Below are 18,369 nucleotides of genomic sequence, written 5' to 3' on the forward strand. Positions count from 1 at the left end.
TGTAAAAATCAAATATAACAATAAAAAGCTTTCAACCTGATTACGATTGAAAGCTTTTTAATTTGTGTCTAAAAGAAGAGCTAATTTGTAATATTACTTTTCCACTCCCCCCAACATTTCCATCAATTCCAATGCTCTTCTAGTTGATTTTACATTCTCAAAAGTCAATAGCAAACGCAAACCATTTGGAGTTTGTTTTTCCTTCATTTTACAAAGACTACTTTGTTTTTGTACAAACTGCAACACTTTATGAAAACGAGCCGATTGATAATAATCCGATTGTTGATCGGATACAAAATAACCAATCATCTTGCCTTGTTTCATTACTAGCTTCTCTATACCAATTCCACTAGCAATCCATTTGATTCGTATGCTGTTCATTAAAGCAATCGCTCGTGGTGGCATAGGACCAAAACGGTCAATCAATTTTTTCTGGAAAACCTGTAAATCTTCTTCGCTTTTAATCGCTCCTAATTCATTGTACAAATTAAGACGCTCACTAATATTATTAATGTACTCGTCAGAAAATAATAATTCAAAATCCGTATCAATTTGAAGATCTTTTACGTATTCCTTGGTTTCTATATTATTCTCGGTAGGATATAAGTCTTTGAATTCGTTTTCTTTCAATTCCTCAATAGCTTCATTCATGATTTTTTGATAGGTATCAAAACCAATTTCGTTTATAAAACCAGATTGCTCTCCACCTAATAAATCTCCTGCACCACGAATCTCTAAATCTTTCATGGCAATATTAAATCCGCTTCCTAGTTCGCTGAATTGTTCTAGTGCTTGAATTCGTTTTCTGGCATCATCTGTCATCGCTGAATATGGAGGACATATAAAGTAACAGAATGCTTTTTTGTTACTACGCCCTACTCGACCACGCATTTGATGCAAATCAGACAATCCAAAATTATTGGCATTATTAATAAAAATGGTATTCGCATTGGGAACATCTAATCCACTTTCGATGATAGTAGTTGCAACCAATACATCAAATTCTCCGTTCATGAAGGCTAACATCAATTCCTCGAGTTTTTTTCCTTCCATTTGGCCGTGACCAATACCTACTCTGGCATTAGGAACTAATCGCTGAATCATTCCAGCAACTTCCTTAATGTTTTCAATTCGATTATTAATAAAGAAAACCTGTCCGTTACGCTGAATTTCATACGAAATAGCATCGCGAATTAGCTCTTCGCTAAAACCTACTACATTCGTTTCAATAGGATATCTATTAGGCGGTGGCGTTGTAATTACGGATAAATCACGCGCTGCCATCAATGAGAATTGCAAGGTTCTTGGGATAGGCGTTGCCGTTAAGGTCAACGTATCCACATTGGCTGCTATTGTTTTTAATTTGTCTTTTACATTGACACCAAATTTTTGTTCCTCATCTACAATCAATAAACCTAAATCCTTAAAGACTACATTTTTATTGACTAATTGATGTGTTCCAATTACTATATCTAGTTTTCCTTCGGCTAATAACTTTAGCGTTTCTGCTTTTTGTTTGGCTGTTCTAAAACGATTTAAGTACCCAATAGAAACTGGCATGTCTTTTAGCCTTTCGGTAAATGTTCGGTAATGTTGGTAGGCTAGAATGGTTGTAGGAACCAAAATCGCTACTTGTTTACTATTATCAACTGCCTTAAAAGCGGCACGAATCGCCACCTCTGTTTTTCCAAATCCTACGTCTCCACAAACCAACCGATCCATTGGTCGGTCGCTTTCCATATCCGCTTTTACTTCGGCTGTAGATTTAGTTTGATCCGGTGTATCTTCGTAAATAAACGAACTTTCTAATTCGTTTTGCAAATAACTATCTGGTGCAAACTGGAATCCTTTGTCGAGTCTCCTTTTGGCATACAACTGAATCAAGTTGAAGGCAATATGTTTGACTCTGGCCTTAGTTTTTTGTTTTAAAACTTTCCAAGCATTCGATCCTAATTTATAAATTTTAGGAGGTGTTCCGTCTTTACCCGTATATTTTGAGATTTTGTGTAGCGAATGAATACTCACATAAACAATATCATTATCAGCATAAACTAATTTAATTGTTTCCTGCGTTTTGCCTTCAACTTGTATCTTTTGTAATCCTCCAAAACGCCCAATACCGTGATCGATATGCGTCACATAGTCCCCAACCGACAAAGTCGTTAATTCTTTTAAAGTGATATTCTGTTTTTTCGAATAGCCATTTTTGATGCTAAATTTATGGTAGCGTTCAAAAATTTGGTGATCGGTATAACAGGCAATTTGATTTTCTTCATCAATAAAACCTTGGTACAAAGGTAAAACGATAGTGCTGTATTGTTTTCGAATATTCTCAGAATTGGCTTCATCTAAGGTTTCAAAAATATCATGAAAGCGTTTGGCTTGGGCCTCATTCGAACAAAACAAATAATTTTTATATCCGTTAAAATGATTTTCATTCAGGTTATTTAACAACAAATCAAATTGCTTATTGAAAGATGGTTGCGGTTGAATGTGGAATTCGAATTTTTTAGTAGTTCGAAAAATGGCTTTAGAACTGAATTCTACAACCGAGAAATCTAAAGCTCTCTTGATAAAAGCCGATTGATTGAGAAACAATTGTTCTGGTGTTGCGTGCTTTATATCTTTGGATAATTTCTCAAAAGCTTCTTCAGCTTTCGCAAATTGTTTGTCTAATTGTGAAAATAAATCCTCTGTGTTTTGAATAAAAATTACCGTTTTTTCCGAAATATAATCCAAGAAACTTTCTCTGTTTTCTTGAAATACTTTATTCTCCACATTAGGGATAATGGTAATCTTTTTTTGAATTTCGATAGACAATTGTGTCCCTACATCAAAGCTTCGAATACTATCTACTTCGTTACCAAAAAACTCTATTCGGTACGGATTATCATTCGAAAAAGAAAAAACATCTACAATTCCACCACGTACCGAAAACTCCCCTGGTTCCGTAATAAAATCAACCCGTTTAAATTCATATTCGAATAAAACCTCATTGATAAAGTCGATAGAAAGTTGGTCTCCAACCGCTACTTTTAGTGTGTTCTTATCTAAATCTCTGCGGGTTACTACTTTTTCAAATAGCGCTTCGGGATAACTGACAATAACAGCTGGTTTCTTGCGAGAATTGATGCGGTTCAACACCTCAGCGCGTAGCAAAACATTCGCATTATCGGTATCTTCAATTTGGTACGGACGGCGATAGGAACCTGGATAAAATAAAACATCTTTATCGCCTATCATTTGCTCTAAATCATTCAAATAATAAGCGGCTTCCTCTTTATTATTTAATACAATTAAAAAAGGAAGTTCGGCTTTCTTGAATAAAGCTTGAATTACAAATGAAACGGCCGATCCAAGCAAACCGCTAAGATGCATTTTTACTTGATTATTTTCTTGTAAACAATCAACAATTTGTTTCGTTTTAGGCGAACTATCGTAAGTGTTGTATAGATTTTTTTTACTCAACGCGAGGGGTATTTGGGTCAATTGGGGTGTTTGGGATTGCTCTTGAAGCGTCCATCATTTGTTTTAACTCAGACTCTCCTTCTTCGACTGGAATTTTGCCTTTTTCAACGATTTTATCCATTTGTCTTTGCAAGGAACTCAGTTCATTATTTATTTCAGCAATTATATGAATGACTTTTTGATCAGGAATATTGTCTAAATGAATGAATAAGTCTAACATACGAACTTTAGTAATCAAGGTCGAAATCCTACTTTTTATTTGAGGCTTGTTGTATTGATATGGAATATTGTTATTCAACGCCATCGCTTTCTTTGAAATGGCTGCCGATTTTTGTTGAAATGCCCCAATAGTCTTTTTGGGCTTAATGGCTAGTTCAGCCAAAAATTGACGGAACTCATTCCAAGATGCAACACTGGCTTCAGAAGCATCATTAATTGGTGTGTCATAAAAAACCCAACCTTTATTTATAGTAGAAAAAATAAGTTCTTTCTTTTTAGCTTCTTTTTCGTTTTCAGCCACTCTTTTTTGATCGTCATTTTTACATGAAGAAAGAATTAGCACCGTAAAAAAAGCATATATAATTTTATATTTCATCGTAATTGCATTGAAGCACAAAGTTACAAAGTAAATTTATAAATAAAGGCCTGAAAACAGGAATTACAATTCAGCTTCAAACACTGCGTTTTTAGCATTAAAAATGCCAAAAAAAGATTTATACAATTATGATTTTAAGTGTTTATTTATACAATTTGCAAACTCGCTTCGAGGCGATTAAACTGTTTACGAAAACGTTATCTTTGTCCTTTAAATCACATTCAAATGAGTACAAAAATATTGATTATTGGAGCTTGTGGCCAAATTGGTACCGAGTTGACTCTTTCATTGAGAAAAATTTATGGAGTCGAAAATGTTATAGCGTCTGATATCAGAAAACTAAATATTGACGTTGTTAATTCTGGGCCTTTTGAAGTTATAAATGCGTTGGATTTTAACCAAATCGAGCATTTAGTAGAAATCCATAATATAACTGATGTGTATTTAATGGCTGCTTTACTATCAGCAACTGCAGAGAAAAACCCTGCATTTGCTTGGGATTTGAATATGAACTCGTTATTTCACGTTCTGAATTTGGCGAAAGCCAAAAAAATAAAAAAAATATTCTGGCCTTCAAGTATCGCTGTTTTTGGACCTACCACACCTAAGGAGAATACTCCACAATATACCATAATGGAGCCTTCTACGGTTTATGGAATCAGTAAACAAGCTGGCGAAAGATGGTGCGAATATTACCATAATATCTTTGGAGTGGATGTGAGAAGCATCCGTTATCCAGGTTTAATTAGCTGGTCTTCGCCTCCAGGTGGTGGAACTACTGACTATGCTGTTGATATTTTTCACAAAGCCCTTTCGGATAAAAAATACGAATGCTTTTTATCCTCAGAAACTAAAATGCCGATGATGTATATGGATGATGCGATTGCAGCAACGATTCAAATCATGCAGGCGCCAGAAGAAGAAATCAAAATTCATTCGTCCTATAACTTGGCAGCCATGAGTTTTACACCAACAGAAATTGCAGCTGAAATCAAAAAACACATCCCAGATTTTACAATTACCTATGAACCCGACTTTCGTCAAAAAATAGCCAACAGTTGGCCTGCTAGTATTGATGACCATCAAGCTCGAGAAGATTGGGGATGGAAACACAAATATGATTTGGAAACCATGACAGTTGATATGTTAGAGAATCTAAGTAAATTAAAAGAAAAATAAAAGCATAAAAAAAGTCTAGTTATATAACTAGACTTTTTTTATGCTCAATAAAATATTACTTTACTTCATAAAAGTTATTCGTTTGTTTTACATCAGCCATTAATCCGCTTGGATCAATAGTGATTTTCTTGATAGTACTTTTGGGTTTAGCAATCGTAAAATCATAATTAGATGCTGCCCAAGTCCAGTCGTTTAAAACCGTTCTTTTAACTAATGGATTTGGATTTTCTTTTACAAAACTCATCATACGTAAAGGAACATAAAAACTTTCTGAAGTTCCATCTGTGTATTCTACAGTTAAGTCAATCGGCATTGGCATTCTTCCTATTCTTTCCAAACTTACTGTTGTTTGATCTCCATTTTCCGTTACGGCTTTGATTCCGTAATCAATCGTGTTAGTAGTCTCAGTCCAATCCACTAAATACCAATCTAGATTTGCTCCCGAAACACGTTCTGCACTCCTTTTGATATCGTTAGGCGTAGGATGTTTGAATTTAAAATCATGGAAATATCTTTTGATAGTTTCTGCCAATTTATCATCTCCAATAACATATCGCAACTGTGACAAAAAGATACTTCCTTTTACGTAGGAAGAAATGCTATAGGGTCTATTCTCATCATAACGATCCCCATGCGTTGTTTGTGGTTGCTCTTTACCTGATTCTACTAATCTATAATAGGCTTTGTAATTTCCTTCAAAAGGGTTTGCTACTTTTTTTCCCGATAATTCATTGATAGCTAAATCCTCTACATAAGTAGTAAATCCTTCATCCATCCAAGGATGTTTAGACTCATTTGAGGCTAAAATATGTTGGAACCAAGAGTGTCCCAACTCATGCGTTGCCGTACCATAAATTCCTTCTAAGGTTCCGTTTCCTAACATTAACGTACACATAGCATACTCCATTCCGCCATCTCCACCTTGAATAAAAGAGTATTGTTTGTAAGGATAATTTCCAATGTTTTTATTATAAAAATCCATCACCTTCACCATCATTGGCTCTAGTTTTTTCCAATTCTCCACTGTTTTTGGGTAGTCTTTATACAAGAAATGTAAAGCCACATCATTTGGTCCTTTTACTACATCGTGGATGTAATTTTTATCAGCAGCCCAAGTAAAATCGTGCACCATAGGCGCTACAAAATGCCAGCTTAATGTTTTAGTTTTCTTCGGATATGCTACAGTAACTCCTTCATCTTGATACCCATGTCCTATTTCGTTTTGGTTTTGTAAATATCCTGAACCTCCTAAAGTATAATCCTTATCGATATTGATAGTTACATCAAAATTTCCCCAAACACCATGAAATTCTCTAGCGATATACGGATCAGCATGCCAACCTTCGAAATCAAATTCGGCCATTTTTGGATACCATTGCGCCATTGACAACTCTACTCCTTCGGAATTATTTCTACCAGAACGACGAATTTGTACTGGGACTTGTCCGTCAAAATCAAGCGTAAATGTTGTTTTTGTATTAGGTAAAATTGGCTTAGCCAAAGTAACTTCTAGAATTGTCCCTACAGTTTTTGCAGCAGCATCAACACCATCTTGTTTGAAATTAGTGATTTTTAAATATCCTATTTCGTTCGGTTTTAAACTTTCAATTCGGCTTACTTTAACTTCTTTACCCTCTACAGTAACTTTGTTTACCATTCTTCCATCAGGATCTTTGATGCTGTGTAAGCGTGCATCCATTTCGCTTCCTGGCTGAAAAGCATTATTGAATAAATGGTAATAAACTGTTTTAAGAGTATCGGATGAATTGTTAGTATATACCAATTCTTGCTTTCCTTTGTATTGGTAGTTTTTCACATCCATAGCAACCTCCATTTTGTAATCAACATGCTGTTGCCAATAGGTAGAATTTTGAGCCATTAAGGACCCGAAATTGAATGTGACAATTGAAAGTAAAAGTAATTTTCTCATTTTTTTTAAAATAAAAAATGGAAGAACTTCCGTCCTTCCATTAGATTAATAAGTATATAATTTATTTTTTTGACATTTTATCAGCCATTAAAATAGCATTGTAAGCATTCACCATTTTCCCTGATTTAGACAAAGTAGTAAATGAACGTGTATCTTTTGGATTACCTCCAACAATAACATTTGTAGTAATAGCCACTCCAGAATCCATCAATATGTGTTTTACTTGTGAAGCAGATAATTTAGGATAATACGAACGAATAATAGCCGCAACTCCAGCAACATTTGGTGAAGCCATTGACGTCCCTTGTAAATATTTGTACGTATTATTAGGTGTCGAAGCATAAATTTTTACTCCTGGAGCAAAAACATCCACATTCACTTTTCCAATATTTGAAAAACGGGCCACCACTTTATCGCTGTAATCAAAATTTAATGCTCCAATAGTAATCATGTTATCAGCAAATTCTGTTTTCTTGTCATCAGAATCATTTGGATAATTATTGTAACTATCAATATCTTCCGCATCATTTCCTGCGGCATGAACGATTAATACATCTTTCTTTTCGGCATATTTAATAGCGTCGTAAACCCATTGCTTGTGTGGTGAAAAACTTTTACCAAAACTTCCGTTAATTACTTTGGCTCCATTATCAACTGCATAACGAATTCCTAATGCAATATCTTTATCATACTCATCACCATCTGGCACAGCACGTACCGTTAAAATTTCAACATTAGATGCGATTCCGTCTCCACCTATACCGTTATTTCTAACTTGAGCTACAATTCCGGCAACATGAGTTCCATGAAGGATTTTCTCTTTGTCCGGTCCCATCACGTTATTATTTCCGTATTTTATATCTGTAATATCGTTTGGATTGTCACCTACAACAGCTCTATAGTTTTGTTTTAGATTATCACCATTAAGCAATGCAATCATTCCATCAATATCATCTTTAATAGCAACTTTTAATTCCGGAACGCTCAATCCATAAGAAAGCATTCTTTGCATCATTACTTTGCTTCCCAAAAGTGTAGAGTCTTTTGATTCTATTTCATTTACTTCTTTAATGGTATATACTGGTTTTGCAAAATGTTTCGTTAAAACGGCATCTGCATTTGAAGTTCCAAATAACAATTCTTCCAAACGCTCTTTTCCAGCTTTTGCTTCAGCAATTTTGTCATCATTTAGTTTTTTAGCTTCAAGATATGTCGCCTCGTCAACTAAACTTTTATCCTTTATAATTCTTTCGTATTCTAAATTTTCTTTTGTAATGTCTCCAAGGAAGTTCCAACCATGAATATCATCAATGTAACCGTTTTTATCATCATCAATTCCGTTTCCTGGAATCTCTTTTGTATTGGTCCAAACCACATCTTTTAAATCTTCATGTTCGATGTCCACACCAGAATCTACAATTCCAACAATAACTTTTACACCCGTTTTGTTCTTTAATAATTCCGAATACGCTCTATCAACACTCATTCCTGGAATCGTATCTTTTACAATATCTAAGTGACTCCAGCGTTTTAATTCGCTTTCTTTTAAAGGGGCAACTTTCTTAATATTTAAAGGGGCACTTATTAGGGCAACTGAACTAAGGCTTGAAACTTGTTTTTGAGCTCCACATCCCGCCAACACCATAACGGCAAAAGCAGAAAGTAAAATAGGTTTAATACTATTCATTTATTGATATTTTATAAGATTTTAAATATTTGTCTAAAATAATTTATTTTGTTACAAAAATAGGCAGATTAACACTATTTTAAGATTTCCTCACAACTGAAAACATCTTTTAATCGAACGCCTTTCTCCGTATGTTGCACTGTTATAATTTCATTATGAGCATCGTGTTCCAAAAATAAATAATAATTATTATCAGCAGCTGCATTTAGGAATTTAGTTTTTTCGGGCATCGTTAATAATGGTCTGGTATCATATCCCATAACATAAGCTACTGGAATGTGTCCGGCTGTAGCCAATAAATCAGCACAAAAAACGATTGTTTTATCTTTATATTGAATGTGAGGAATCATCTGTTTCTCCGTATGACCATCTGCAAAGAAAATCCCAAAACCTAAGTCTGATTTTTCTAAGAAATCACCTTCAGGTCTTTTTATAAAATTCAATTGCCCGCTTTCCTGCATTGGTAAAATATTTTCAGACAAGAACGATGCTTTCTCTCTTGGGTTTGGTTTTGTAGCCCATTCCCAATGATTTTCATTCGACCAGAATTTGGCATTTTTAAACGCAGGTTCATAACCCGTTTTATCTTTGTTCCATTGCACGCTTCCGCCACAATGGTCAAAATGCAAGTGTGTCATAAAAACATCTGTAATATCATCACGATGAAAACCATATTTAGCCAAAGATTTATCCATAGAATGAGAACCCCAAAGCGAATAATACCCAAAAAACTTCTCTGATTGCTTGTTCCCCATTCCGGTATCAATCAAAATCAATCGGTTTTCGTCTTCAATAAGCAAGCATCTTGCAGCAATATCAATTAAATTGTTTTCATCAGCGGGATTGGTTCTATTCCAAATTGTTTTGGGAACAACACCAAACATAGCGCCACCGTCCAGTTTAAAATTACCAGTTTCTATAGGATATAATTTCATTTTTAGGATTTGAAAGGTTAATAAATTATATGGTTGTAAGAGAATCTAAATACAAAACCAAATAAGTCTTGCAATTTAAGTAAATTTCACTTCTTTAATCAAAGTAAGACTGTATTTAACTTTCAATTAAATCTAGTTCTTAAACTTAAAAAACAAAACCCCAATTTTAAAGTAACTCAAACTTTAAATTGGGGTTGTACATTATAAACCTTTGAAAAATTACTTCTTCATTTTTTGAAATAAATTTTTTAATTTTTGATTGTCCTCAATCTGAAATTTTTTTGTTTTTATCCTCTTTTCCATGAAAGTAATTCTGTCTTCGGTCATAGGGTGCGAACTTAAGAATTGTGGCATCGAAATGTAATTTTTATTCTCTAATCGTTTAAATAGATTAGCCATACCTATGGGATTTATTTTGTTTATAACTAACACATTAAATCCTTCAACATCGGCTTGGTGCTCAAATTCTCGAGAGAAAGAAAGCGATTGTAAACTATTTATGTTGTTCCCAATAGTGGCCATAATCCCGTTTACATCTCCCAAAATTGCCGAAACAAACAAATAACCCGATAAATTCCTGCATAACATTTTCATGGAATGCCTGTGGTTTACATGTGCCGCTTCATGGCCCAATAAACCCACTAGCTCATCATAGTTTTGCATCGAATCCAATATCCCTGTATAAACAACAATATTGCCGTCAGGAAGTGCAAAAGCATTCACAATTTCAGAATCTACAACGGAGAACTTCAGCTGTTTTGTATTGTTTAATTTTAATTCTTTGGCAAACTCATTTAGAGCCTTTGTTTTAGAAGAGTCAATGGAGCTAAAAATAACATTTTGTTCAAAAAAAGTATCTCCTAGTTTAGTATCATATTCTTCAGGTATCAAAACAACTGATTTTTCAGCAACCCAGGGAATGGCATAAAGATAACATAACCCTATAATTGCAAGAATAACCACTGCTAATCCTAGATGAATTGTAGTCCCTAAATCCAAAAGACTTTGGTACCAACCATATTGTCCCTTTTTCTTTGTAAAAGTGAGTACTTCGTCTATAAATTTCGAATCAGTAGTATATCCATTTTGGGAAACTTCTACTTTGTGACGAAAACTCAATTTGGAACCTGTTTTTTCGAATCCTATTTCGCTGCATTTCCATTGATAAGTAGTTCCATTTGATGCTTCAAAAACAAGTGTTGCTGCATTAGAGTCAAAAAGAAATACCACTTCCTGTGGCACCGATGAATTTCCATCATAGAAAATTCCTGTTGCTTGATTTTTCATTGGCTTACATAACAAAATCTAAATCGAGGAAATCACTTAAATCTTCCCCAGTTGCATCTTTATAATTTTCTTCTGTTTGATTAAGCGCATCTAAATCGATATTCCCGTCTAATTGAATATTATTGAAAATATAATTTAACGTTCTTGTCACCGCCCATGCATAACCTAGTCCAAGTGTAAAAACAATAATCGCCAAATTTACGATTGCCAATTTAAAGAAGCCACCACCTGTTACCGTTGAATTTAAACGTATTTCTTTATTTTCTTTGTTAACTGTTAGGTTGTCAATGTAGTATTCAAAAAGATCCTTTTGCCACCAAAAAAAGTAAATCCCAAGAGTGAAAATTGATAAGAAATAGCCTTTAAGATTTAATATAAAATAATCCGAACCATCTCCACTATAATCAAACTCAGCGTCACCAAAACGAACATTCCCAACTAAATATTTTCTCAAATTAATACTCATCCAAGGTCCGTAAATACCAAAAGTAATTATCGTCAAGAAAATCCATTTGACAAAATTTATGGCTAATTCTTGTTTATCTCCTCGATATCCAAAACGAATCCCTCGCCAAGAAGTTTTAGACATTCTATAGCGATACGACCCATGTATTGCCAAAGGCAAAATGGCGAAAATTCCAAAATAAAATAAAAGCAATCCCACTAAAGGCATTTGCAAATACATAAAAAATCCAAATATCCCTCCTAAGATCAAAAACAACAATATAGCCTTCAAAAAACCTTTAAACATTTCTTTTCCAGTACCGTGAAAAGCAAAAGCATCTCCATTTAAGGACGTTTGTCCATATAAAAATTGTAATTTTTTAGCCTTTGCCCAAGGATAATAAATGCCAAGTGTACAAATTGTTAAAAGCCAGTTTATAATTATAATTCCAAAGAACTCATTCCCTTTTCCTTGAAAATCAAGCTTATAATTTTTTCCTGTTTGTGAAGTTTCTTCCATAATAGTTTTAGTAAATTAATAACAAGGTTTTTTGTACAAAAAAATATTTGTTAAATATATTGATTTTTATTTCCGCTTTAACATAGCTTTTTTCTATTTTGACATTAGTTATAAAAATGTTATCAATTATGGAAAAAGGTTTTTATATACTATCTTTGTGGTTAATTTAGACAAAATCAATATAACAATGATAAAGGTTTCTGATACTGCCAAAAAGAAAATCGTCGATTTGATGAAAGAGGACGGTTTTGATGCTGCTACAGACTACGTAAGAGTAGGTGTGAAAAGTGGCGGATGTTCTGGTTTGTCTTATGATTTGAAATTTGACAAAACCAAAAACGAAGAAGACAAAATTTTCATAGACAACGAAATAACAATTGCTGTCGAGAAAAAATCTTTCCTTTATTTAGCTGGGACTATTTTAGAGTTTTCAGGAGGAATAAACGGGAAGGGGTTTGTTTTCAATAACCCAAACGCAACTAGAACTTGTGGATGTGGAGAAAGTTTCTCCCTATAGTCGAAAGTTAAAAGTCATAAAGTCAAAAGGCTTTGATTGATATTGAAAATTTAGACTCTAAAACTTTAAGACACAAATAATAAAGGTCATTATTCAATTTTTGAATCTTAAATCTTTAAATCTTTAAATAAGAATGAGCAAATACACAGAAGACGATTTAAAAATCGAACTCGAAACTAAAGAATATGAATATGGATTTTATACTGATTTGGAATCGGAGACGTTTCCTATTGGTTTAAATGAAGATATCGTTCGCGCTATTTCCCATAAAAAAGGAGAGCCACAATGGATGACCGACTGGAGAATTGAAGCATTTCGTGCATGGCAAGAAATGACCGAACCAGAATGGGCAAACGTACATTATGCAAAACCAGATTTTCAAGCGATTTCCTACTATTCAGCTCCAAAAGCCGTAGATCCTAATAAAACATTAGACGATGTAGATCCTGAACTTTTAGAAATGTATAAAAAGTTAGGTATCTCAGTTGACGAACAAAAGATGATGAATAATGTAGCCATGGATATCGTGGTTGACTCTGTTTCAGTAGCAACAACATTCAAGAAAACATTAGGAGAAAAAGGAATTATTTTTATGAGTATTTCTGAGGCTATAAAAGAGCATCCAGAATTAGTTCGTAAATATTTAGGAACTGTTGTTCCACAAAAAGACAACTTTTACGCCGCATTAAACTCGGCTGTATTCTCTGATGGATCTTTTTGTTATATTCCAAAAGGGGTTCGTTGTCCAATGGAACTTTCGACTTATTTTAGAATTAATCAAGCAGGAACAGGACAATTTGAAAGAACATTACTCGTTGCTGATGCAGGAAGTTACGTTTCATACCTAGAAGGTTGTACCGCTCCAAGCCGTGATGAAAACCAATTACACGCAGCTGTAGTTGAATTGATTGCCCTTGAAGATGCTGAAATTAAATATTCAACCGTACAAAACTGGTACCCTGGAAACAAAGAAGGTAAAGGGGGAGTTTTCAATTTTGTGACTAAAAGAGGAATTTGCGAAACAAACGCAAAAATCTCTTGGACACAGGTAGAAACAGGTTCTGCTGTTACTTGGAAATATCCATCAGTGATATTAAAGGGAGACAATTCAGTAGGAGAATTTTACTCGATTGCTGTTACCAATAATTTCCAACAAGCCGATACGGGGACTAAAATGATCCATTTAGGTAAAAACACTAAATCGACTATTATTTCTAAAGGAATTTCTGCTGGAAAATCACAAAACAGTTATAGAGGATTAGTACAAATTAGCGCGCGTGCGGATAATGCACGTAACTTTTCGCAATGTGATTCCCTATTAATGGGTAACAATTGTGGAGCGCATACATTCCCATATATAGAAAGTAAAAATCCAACAGCCAAAATAGAACACGAAGCTACGACTAGTAAAATTGGTGAAGACCAAGTTTTCTATTGCAACCAACGTGGAATTCCAACGGAGAAAGCAATTGCTTTAATCGTAAACGGTTTCAGTAAAGAGGTTTTGAATAAGTTACCAATGGAATTCGCAGTTGAAGCACAAAAATTACTTGAAATTAGTTTAGAAGGAAGTGTAGGTTAAAAATTAGTTTAAAGTTTAAGGTTTAAAGTTGAGCAACTTATGAGTAACTTTAACCGTTAAAATTTAAACAAAAATAAATGGCTACAATTACACGTTTTGAAGATTTATAAATTTGGAAAGAAGCAAGACGACTAGCCAAAGAAATTCATTTGATAACTGTAGAAACCGATTTGAAAAATGATTTCAGGTTTAGAGATCAAATAAAAGCATCATCTGGTTCCGTAATGGATAATATTGCCGAAGGGTTTGAAAGAAATGGAAATTTAGAATTTAGACAATTTTTGTCTATTGCAAAAGGATCCGCTGGAGAAACAAGATCGCAATTATACCGAGTGCTAGATTACAATTATATCGACGTTGTTAAGTTTGGAATTTTAAAAACTGACTTCGAAAATTTAAGTGGAAAAATAAACAATTTTATATCATATTTAAACAAGAAAGATTTTAAAGGAACCAAGTTTCAGTAAACACAAGAACTTTAAACTTTAAACTTTAAACAACTAAAAAAGGATGTTAAGCATAAAAAATTTACACGCTTCAATAGGCGACAAAGAAATATTAAAAGGAATTAATCTTGAAGTAAAAGCAGGAGAAATTCACGCGATAATGGGACCAAACGGTGCTGGAAAAAGTACCCTAGCATCTATCATCGCAGGAAACGAAACTTACGAAGTTACTGAAGGCGAAATCTCTTTAGACGGTGAAGACCTTTCGGAACTAGCTCCAGAAGAAAGAGCACACAAAGGAGTTTTCCTTTCGTTTCAATATCCAGTAGAAATTCCAGGAGTGTCGGTAACGAACTTCATGAGAACGGCTATTAATGAAACACGTAAAGCAAAAGGACAAGACGAAATGCCAGCTAACGAAATGTTGAAGGTAATTCGTGAGAAATCAGAATTATTAGAAATTGACCGTAAATTTTTATCTCGTTCTCTTAACGAAGGATTTTCTGGTGGAGAGAAAAAACGTAACGAGATTTTCCAAATGGCAATGTTAGAACCAAAATTGGCTATTCTTGATGAAACCGATTCTGGATTAGATATCGATGCTTTACGTATCGTTGCAAATGGAGTTAACAAATTGAAAAGCGACAAAAACGCTATCGTAGTAATCACGCACTACCAACGTTTATTAGATTATATCGTTCCTGATTTTGTTCACGTATTATACAATGGTAAAATTGTAAAATCAGGTGGAAAAGAACTAGCACACGAGCTAGAAGAAAAAGGATACGACTGGATTAAAGCAGAAAACTAAAATTTGTTTAAAGTCTAAAGTTTAAAGTTACTTCAAAACAACTTTAAACTTTTAAACCTTAAACTTTAAACAAAAAATATAAAAATGGATTTAAAAGAAAAATTAGTATCGTCTTTTATGGCTTTTGAAGAGCGCATCGATGTTCACTCTGAACTTCATGATGTACGTACAGAAGCGATAAAAAACTTTGAAAATAAAGGTTTCCCAACCAAAAAAGACGAAGCTTGGAAATACACTTCGCTAAACGCCATCCTAAAAAATGACTTTACCGTTTTTCCAAAAACAGAAAGTAACATTCAGTATTCGGATGTAAAAAAATATTTTTTACACGAAATAGATACTTACAAAGTAGTGTTTATTGACGGTATCTTCAGTTCGCATTTATCATCAACAACTCACGAGGGAATTGATGTTTGCTTGATGGCATCAGCATTGACTAAACCAAAATACAAAATGGTTATTGATACCTACTTCAACCAAATTGCCAGCAAAGACGATAGTTTGACTTCGTTGAATACGGCTTTCGCCAATGAAGGAGCATATATCAATATCCCAAAAAGCAAAGTGGCTGATAAACCTATCGAAATCATGTATTTCTCTACTGGTTCTGAAGCTGCCTTGATGACACAACCAAGAAACTTGGTGATTGTAGGGGAAAATTCTCATGTACAAATTATCGAGCGTCATCAAAGTTTGAATGACAATCCTGTTTTAACCAATTCGGTTACCGAGATTTTTGCTCAAAAACGTGCAATTGTAGATTTTTACAAAATCCAAAATGACAATCTGACTGCTAATCTAATCGATAACACCTACGTTTCTCAACAAAAAGAAAGCCATGTATCAGTGCATACATTCTCTTTTGGAGGGAATTTAACGCGTAACAACTTGAATTTCTATCATTTTGGTGAACGTTTGACAAGTACTTTAAACGGAATCACGATTATTGGTGAGAAGCAACACGTGGATCATTATACTCTAGTGAAACATTCAGCTCCAAACTGCGAGAGTTTCCAAGATTATAAAGGAATCTATTCTGATCGTTCTACAGGAGTTTTCAACGGAAAAGTATATGTGGAGAAAGATGCTCAAAAAACAAATGCCTTCCAAAAAAGCAATAACATTTTATTGAGTGACAAAGCAACAATCAACGCGAAACCACAATTAGAAATTTTTGCTGATGATGTAAAATGTTCTCACGGTTGTACTGTTGGTCAATTAGACGAAACAGCGATGTTCTATATGCAAGCACGTGGAATTCCTAAAAAAGAAGCCAAAGCATTATTGATGTATGCGTTCTCGAATGCCGTAATTGAAAACATCAAAATACCTGAATTAAAACAACGAATTACCAAAATTATCGCCAATAAATTAGGTGTGAAAATGGGATTTGATTTGTAGTTTTATTCTATTAAATACGCAAAGGGCGCAGAGTTATTTAAACTTTGCGCCCTTTGTAATTTTATTTTTGGAGCTATTCCCGCTATACATTGCAATCTTTTATTGTTTTAAAGAAAAACAATAAAAGGATTTCCATTGCTATCGGGGCTAAAAAACACAAAGCTTTGTGAACTTCGCACTTTTTACTTAGTGTACTTTGCGGTTAAACCTTGTTTATTAAAACTTCCAATTATCCCTTTCAACATACCATTAACATCAAATTTAGCATCTTCAGTCAACCCCATTCTCACAATCACTAAATCAAGTGACGGAATAATAAATACTTTTTGCCCTTGAAATCCATTAGCCGAGTATAAATCCTTTGGTGCATCAGGATAACGACCACCAGCATTCAACCAAAAGTGGGCTCCATAATCTCCTCTTGATCCATTAGTAGGTGTAGCAACATATTGAGCCCAACCAGTATCAAACAACTGTTCACCGTTCCAGTTTCCTTCATGTAAATATAATAAGCCAAATTTAGCCCAATCACGTGTTGTTGCCCAAGCATATGAGGAACCCACAAAATTTCCTGCCATATCGGTTTCAACAACCATCGAGTTCATTCCTATTTTATCAATTAAGGCAGCGTACCAAAAATCCAAATATTCTTGATGGGTTTTAAACTGATTTCTCAAAATATAAGATAGCAAGTTTGTTGTTCCCGATGAATAATTCCAATGTGAATTAGGTTTAAAAGCTACGGGTTTTTCGAGCTGTACCCTACCCATATTTTCGGCTAGAAACAGCATTTTTGTAGCATCACAAATCGTGCTGTAATTTTCTTCCCAAGCCAATCCCGAATTCATGTGCAATAAATCACTGGTCGTAATTACTTTACGATCATCATCCTTCCATTCAGCAATGGGAGCAGGTGTATTAATATTGTACTTTCCTTCTTTAGCAAGAATTCCAAATAAGGTTGCCGTAATACTTTTGGTCATCGACCAACCCAGTATTTTACTGTCTTTAGTAAAACCAATATCGTATTTTTCGGCAATGATTTTATCTTTATAAATCACTAATAGAGAACGCGTCCTTTTTTCGATCGCACCTTTTTTATCAAAAGCATTTGCTACAGCCGCATTTAATTTACCATAATCAACATTGGTGAAAACAGTATCCATTGGTTCGTTATTTCCATACGGAAAGGGTAAATTGTTTTTTACAAAAATCCTTTTTGGTATCTCATAGGGTTTAGAAGTATCAAAATTATCATCAATCAAAGTAGCGCCCAAACCCGGTCTATAAATCGCTTTTCGTTCTTTCAATCCGTAAACAGAAGCGGTCGCAAAATTGTCTTTTTGATCAATTTCATTGGTTGCCAAATCAATCATTTCGATATCATTATCCCCTTTCTCAATCATTACTAGAGAACGATTATCGATAAAATGTCCTGAGGCAATACTTTTGGCTGAAAAACCAGAAATCAAATCCAATTTAGGATAAGTCGTGAACCCGATATAAAAAACACCTGCAAATGATGCAAAACCAACAAGTTTGAATACTTTTTTCATATTATATGAAT

14 protein-coding genes are annotated in these 18,369 nt (G+C 34.1%); 6 read left to right on the top strand and 8 right to left on the bottom strand.

Going from position 1 to position 18,369, the window contains the following annotated elements:
• Positions 1 to 93: 93 nt before the first annotated feature.
• Complete coding sequence (mfd, locus tag AB3G34_RS14125) at positions 94 to 3,468, bottom strand: transcription-repair coupling factor (protein WP_369752816.1); 3,375 nt, start codon at positions 3,466 to 3,468, stop codon at positions 94 to 96.
• Positions 3,461 to 4,063, bottom strand: coding sequence for a hypothetical protein (locus AB3G34_RS14130; protein WP_369752817.1), 603 nt, complete (start codon positions 4,061 to 4,063; stop codon positions 3,461 to 3,463). Before AB3G34_RS14130 ends, mfd begins: the two co-directional genes overlap by 8 nt.
• A 225-nt stretch (positions 4,064 to 4,288) precedes the next feature.
• On the opposite strand from AB3G34_RS14130, the gene AB3G34_RS14135 reads away from it, so the two are divergent.
• Entirely contained in the window at positions 4,289 to 5,242 is a 954-nt protein-coding gene (locus tag AB3G34_RS14135; RefSeq protein WP_369752818.1) for an L-threonine 3-dehydrogenase, read from the top strand.
• 55 nt (positions 5,243 to 5,297) lie between these two features.
• Here AB3G34_RS14135 and AB3G34_RS14140 read toward each other — a convergent pair whose 3' ends face one another.
• The 5 genes from AB3G34_RS14140 to AB3G34_RS14160 all read right to left on the bottom strand — a co-directional run bounded on the left by AB3G34_RS14140 (position 5,298) and on the right by AB3G34_RS14160 (position 12,045).
• Positions 5,298 to 7,172, bottom strand: coding sequence for a M1 family metallopeptidase (locus AB3G34_RS14140; protein WP_369752819.1), 1,875 nt, complete (start codon positions 7,170 to 7,172; stop codon positions 5,298 to 5,300).
• A 61-nt stretch (positions 7,173 to 7,233) separates the two neighbouring features.
• On the bottom strand, positions 7,234 to 8,859 hold the full coding sequence (locus AB3G34_RS14145; RefSeq protein ID WP_369752820.1) for a S8 family peptidase: 1,626 nt from the start codon (positions 8,857 to 8,859) through the stop codon (positions 7,234 to 7,236).
• Between the two features lie 74 nt (positions 8,860 to 8,933).
• Positions 8,934 to 9,794, bottom strand: coding sequence for an MBL fold metallo-hydrolase (locus AB3G34_RS14150; RefSeq protein WP_369752821.1), 861 nt, complete (start codon positions 9,792 to 9,794; stop codon positions 8,934 to 8,936).
• A 219-nt stretch (positions 9,795 to 10,013) separates the two neighbouring features.
• Entirely contained in the window at positions 10,014 to 11,081 is a 1,068-nt protein-coding gene (locus AB3G34_RS14155; RefSeq protein WP_369752822.1) for a M48 family metallopeptidase, read from the bottom strand.
• Between the two features lie 4 nt (positions 11,082 to 11,085).
• Entirely contained in the window at positions 11,086 to 12,045 is a 960-nt protein-coding gene (locus tag AB3G34_RS14160; RefSeq protein WP_369752823.1) for a YjgN family protein, read from the bottom strand.
• A gap of 187 nt (positions 12,046 to 12,232) precedes the next feature.
• Here AB3G34_RS14160 and AB3G34_RS14165 point away from each other — a divergent pair, with 187 nt between their 5' ends.
• From AB3G34_RS14165 to sufD, 5 genes are all read left to right on the top strand, one after another.
• Positions 12,233 to 12,562 (top strand): HesB/IscA family protein, encoded by a 330-nt coding sequence (locus AB3G34_RS14165; protein ID WP_367772652.1) that lies wholly within the window; start codon positions 12,233 to 12,235, stop codon positions 12,560 to 12,562.
• A 133-nt stretch (positions 12,563 to 12,695) separates the two neighbouring features.
• Positions 12,696 to 14,144: a Fe-S cluster assembly protein SufB gene (sufB, locus tag AB3G34_RS14170; RefSeq protein ID WP_367756049.1), complete on the top strand. Its 1,449-nt coding sequence runs from the start codon at positions 12,696 to 12,698 to the stop codon at positions 14,142 to 14,144.
• A 110-nt stretch (positions 14,145 to 14,254) separates the two neighbouring features.
• On the top strand, positions 14,255 to 14,611 hold the full coding sequence (locus tag AB3G34_RS14175; RefSeq protein WP_369754108.1) for a four helix bundle protein: 357 nt from the start codon (positions 14,255 to 14,257) through the stop codon (positions 14,609 to 14,611).
• 43 nt (positions 14,612 to 14,654) lie between these two features.
• Complete coding sequence (gene sufC, locus AB3G34_RS14180) at positions 14,655 to 15,401, top strand: Fe-S cluster assembly ATPase SufC (protein ID WP_367756053.1); 747 nt, start codon at positions 14,655 to 14,657, stop codon at positions 15,399 to 15,401.
• Between the two features lie 84 nt (positions 15,402 to 15,485).
• The gene (gene sufD, locus AB3G34_RS14185) at positions 15,486 to 16,802 is read left to right on the top strand and encodes a Fe-S cluster assembly protein SufD (protein ID WP_369752824.1); all 1,317 of its coding nucleotides are present in this window, start codon (positions 15,486 to 15,488) and stop codon (positions 16,800 to 16,802) included.
• A gap of 182 nt (positions 16,803 to 16,984) precedes the next feature.
• Here sufD and AB3G34_RS14190 read toward each other — a convergent pair whose 3' ends face one another.
• The gene (locus tag AB3G34_RS14190) at positions 16,985 to 18,358 is read right to left on the bottom strand and encodes a serine hydrolase domain-containing protein (RefSeq protein WP_369752825.1); all 1,374 of its coding nucleotides are present in this window, start codon (positions 18,356 to 18,358) and stop codon (positions 16,985 to 16,987) included.
• Between the last annotated feature and the right edge of the window lie 11 nt (positions 18,359 to 18,369).

The organism is Flavobacterium sp. WC2409 (assembly GCF_041200085.1).
Taxonomy (GTDB): domain Bacteria; phylum Bacteroidota; class Bacteroidia; order Flavobacteriales; family Flavobacteriaceae; genus Flavobacterium.

Excerpts from the sequence above, each read along its gene's own strand:
- AB3G34_RS14150 (WP_369752821.1), bottom strand. The coding sequence starts at position 9,794 with ATGAAATTATATCCTATAGAAACTGGTAATTTTAAACTGGACGGTGGC.
- sufD (WP_369752824.1), top strand. The coding sequence starts at position 15,486 with ATGGATTTAAAAGAAAAATTAGTATCGTCTTTTATGGCTTTTGAAGAG.
- AB3G34_RS14155 (WP_369752822.1), bottom strand. The coding sequence starts at position 11,081 with ATGAAAAATCAAGCAACAGGAATTTTCTATGATGGAAATTCATCGGTG.
- AB3G34_RS14130 (WP_369752817.1), bottom strand. The coding sequence starts at position 4,063 with ATGAAATATAAAATTATATATGCTTTTTTTACGGTGCTAATTCTTTCT.
- sufB (WP_367756049.1), top strand. The coding sequence starts at position 12,696 with ATGAGCAAATACACAGAAGACGATTTAAAAATCGAACTCGAAACTAAA.
- AB3G34_RS14140 (WP_369752819.1), bottom strand. The coding sequence starts at position 7,172 with ATGAGAAAATTACTTTTACTTTCAATTGTCACATTCAATTTCGGGTCC.
- AB3G34_RS14160 (WP_369752823.1), bottom strand. The coding sequence starts at position 12,045 with ATGGAAGAAACTTCACAAACAGGAAAAAATTATAAGCTTGATTTTCAA.
- AB3G34_RS14165 (WP_367772652.1), top strand. The coding sequence starts at position 12,233 with ATGATAAAGGTTTCTGATACTGCCAAAAAGAAAATCGTCGATTTGATG.
- AB3G34_RS14145 (WP_369752820.1), bottom strand. The coding sequence starts at position 8,859 with ATGAATAGTATTAAACCTATTTTACTTTCTGCTTTTGCCGTTATGGTG.
- AB3G34_RS14135 (WP_369752818.1), top strand. The coding sequence starts at position 4,289 with ATGAGTACAAAAATATTGATTATTGGAGCTTGTGGCCAAATTGGTACC.
- AB3G34_RS14190 (WP_369752825.1), bottom strand. The coding sequence starts at position 18,358 with ATGAAAAAAGTATTCAAACTTGTTGGTTTTGCATCATTTGCAGGTGTT.
- sufC (WP_367756053.1), top strand. The coding sequence starts at position 14,655 with ATGTTAAGCATAAAAAATTTACACGCTTCAATAGGCGACAAAGAAATA.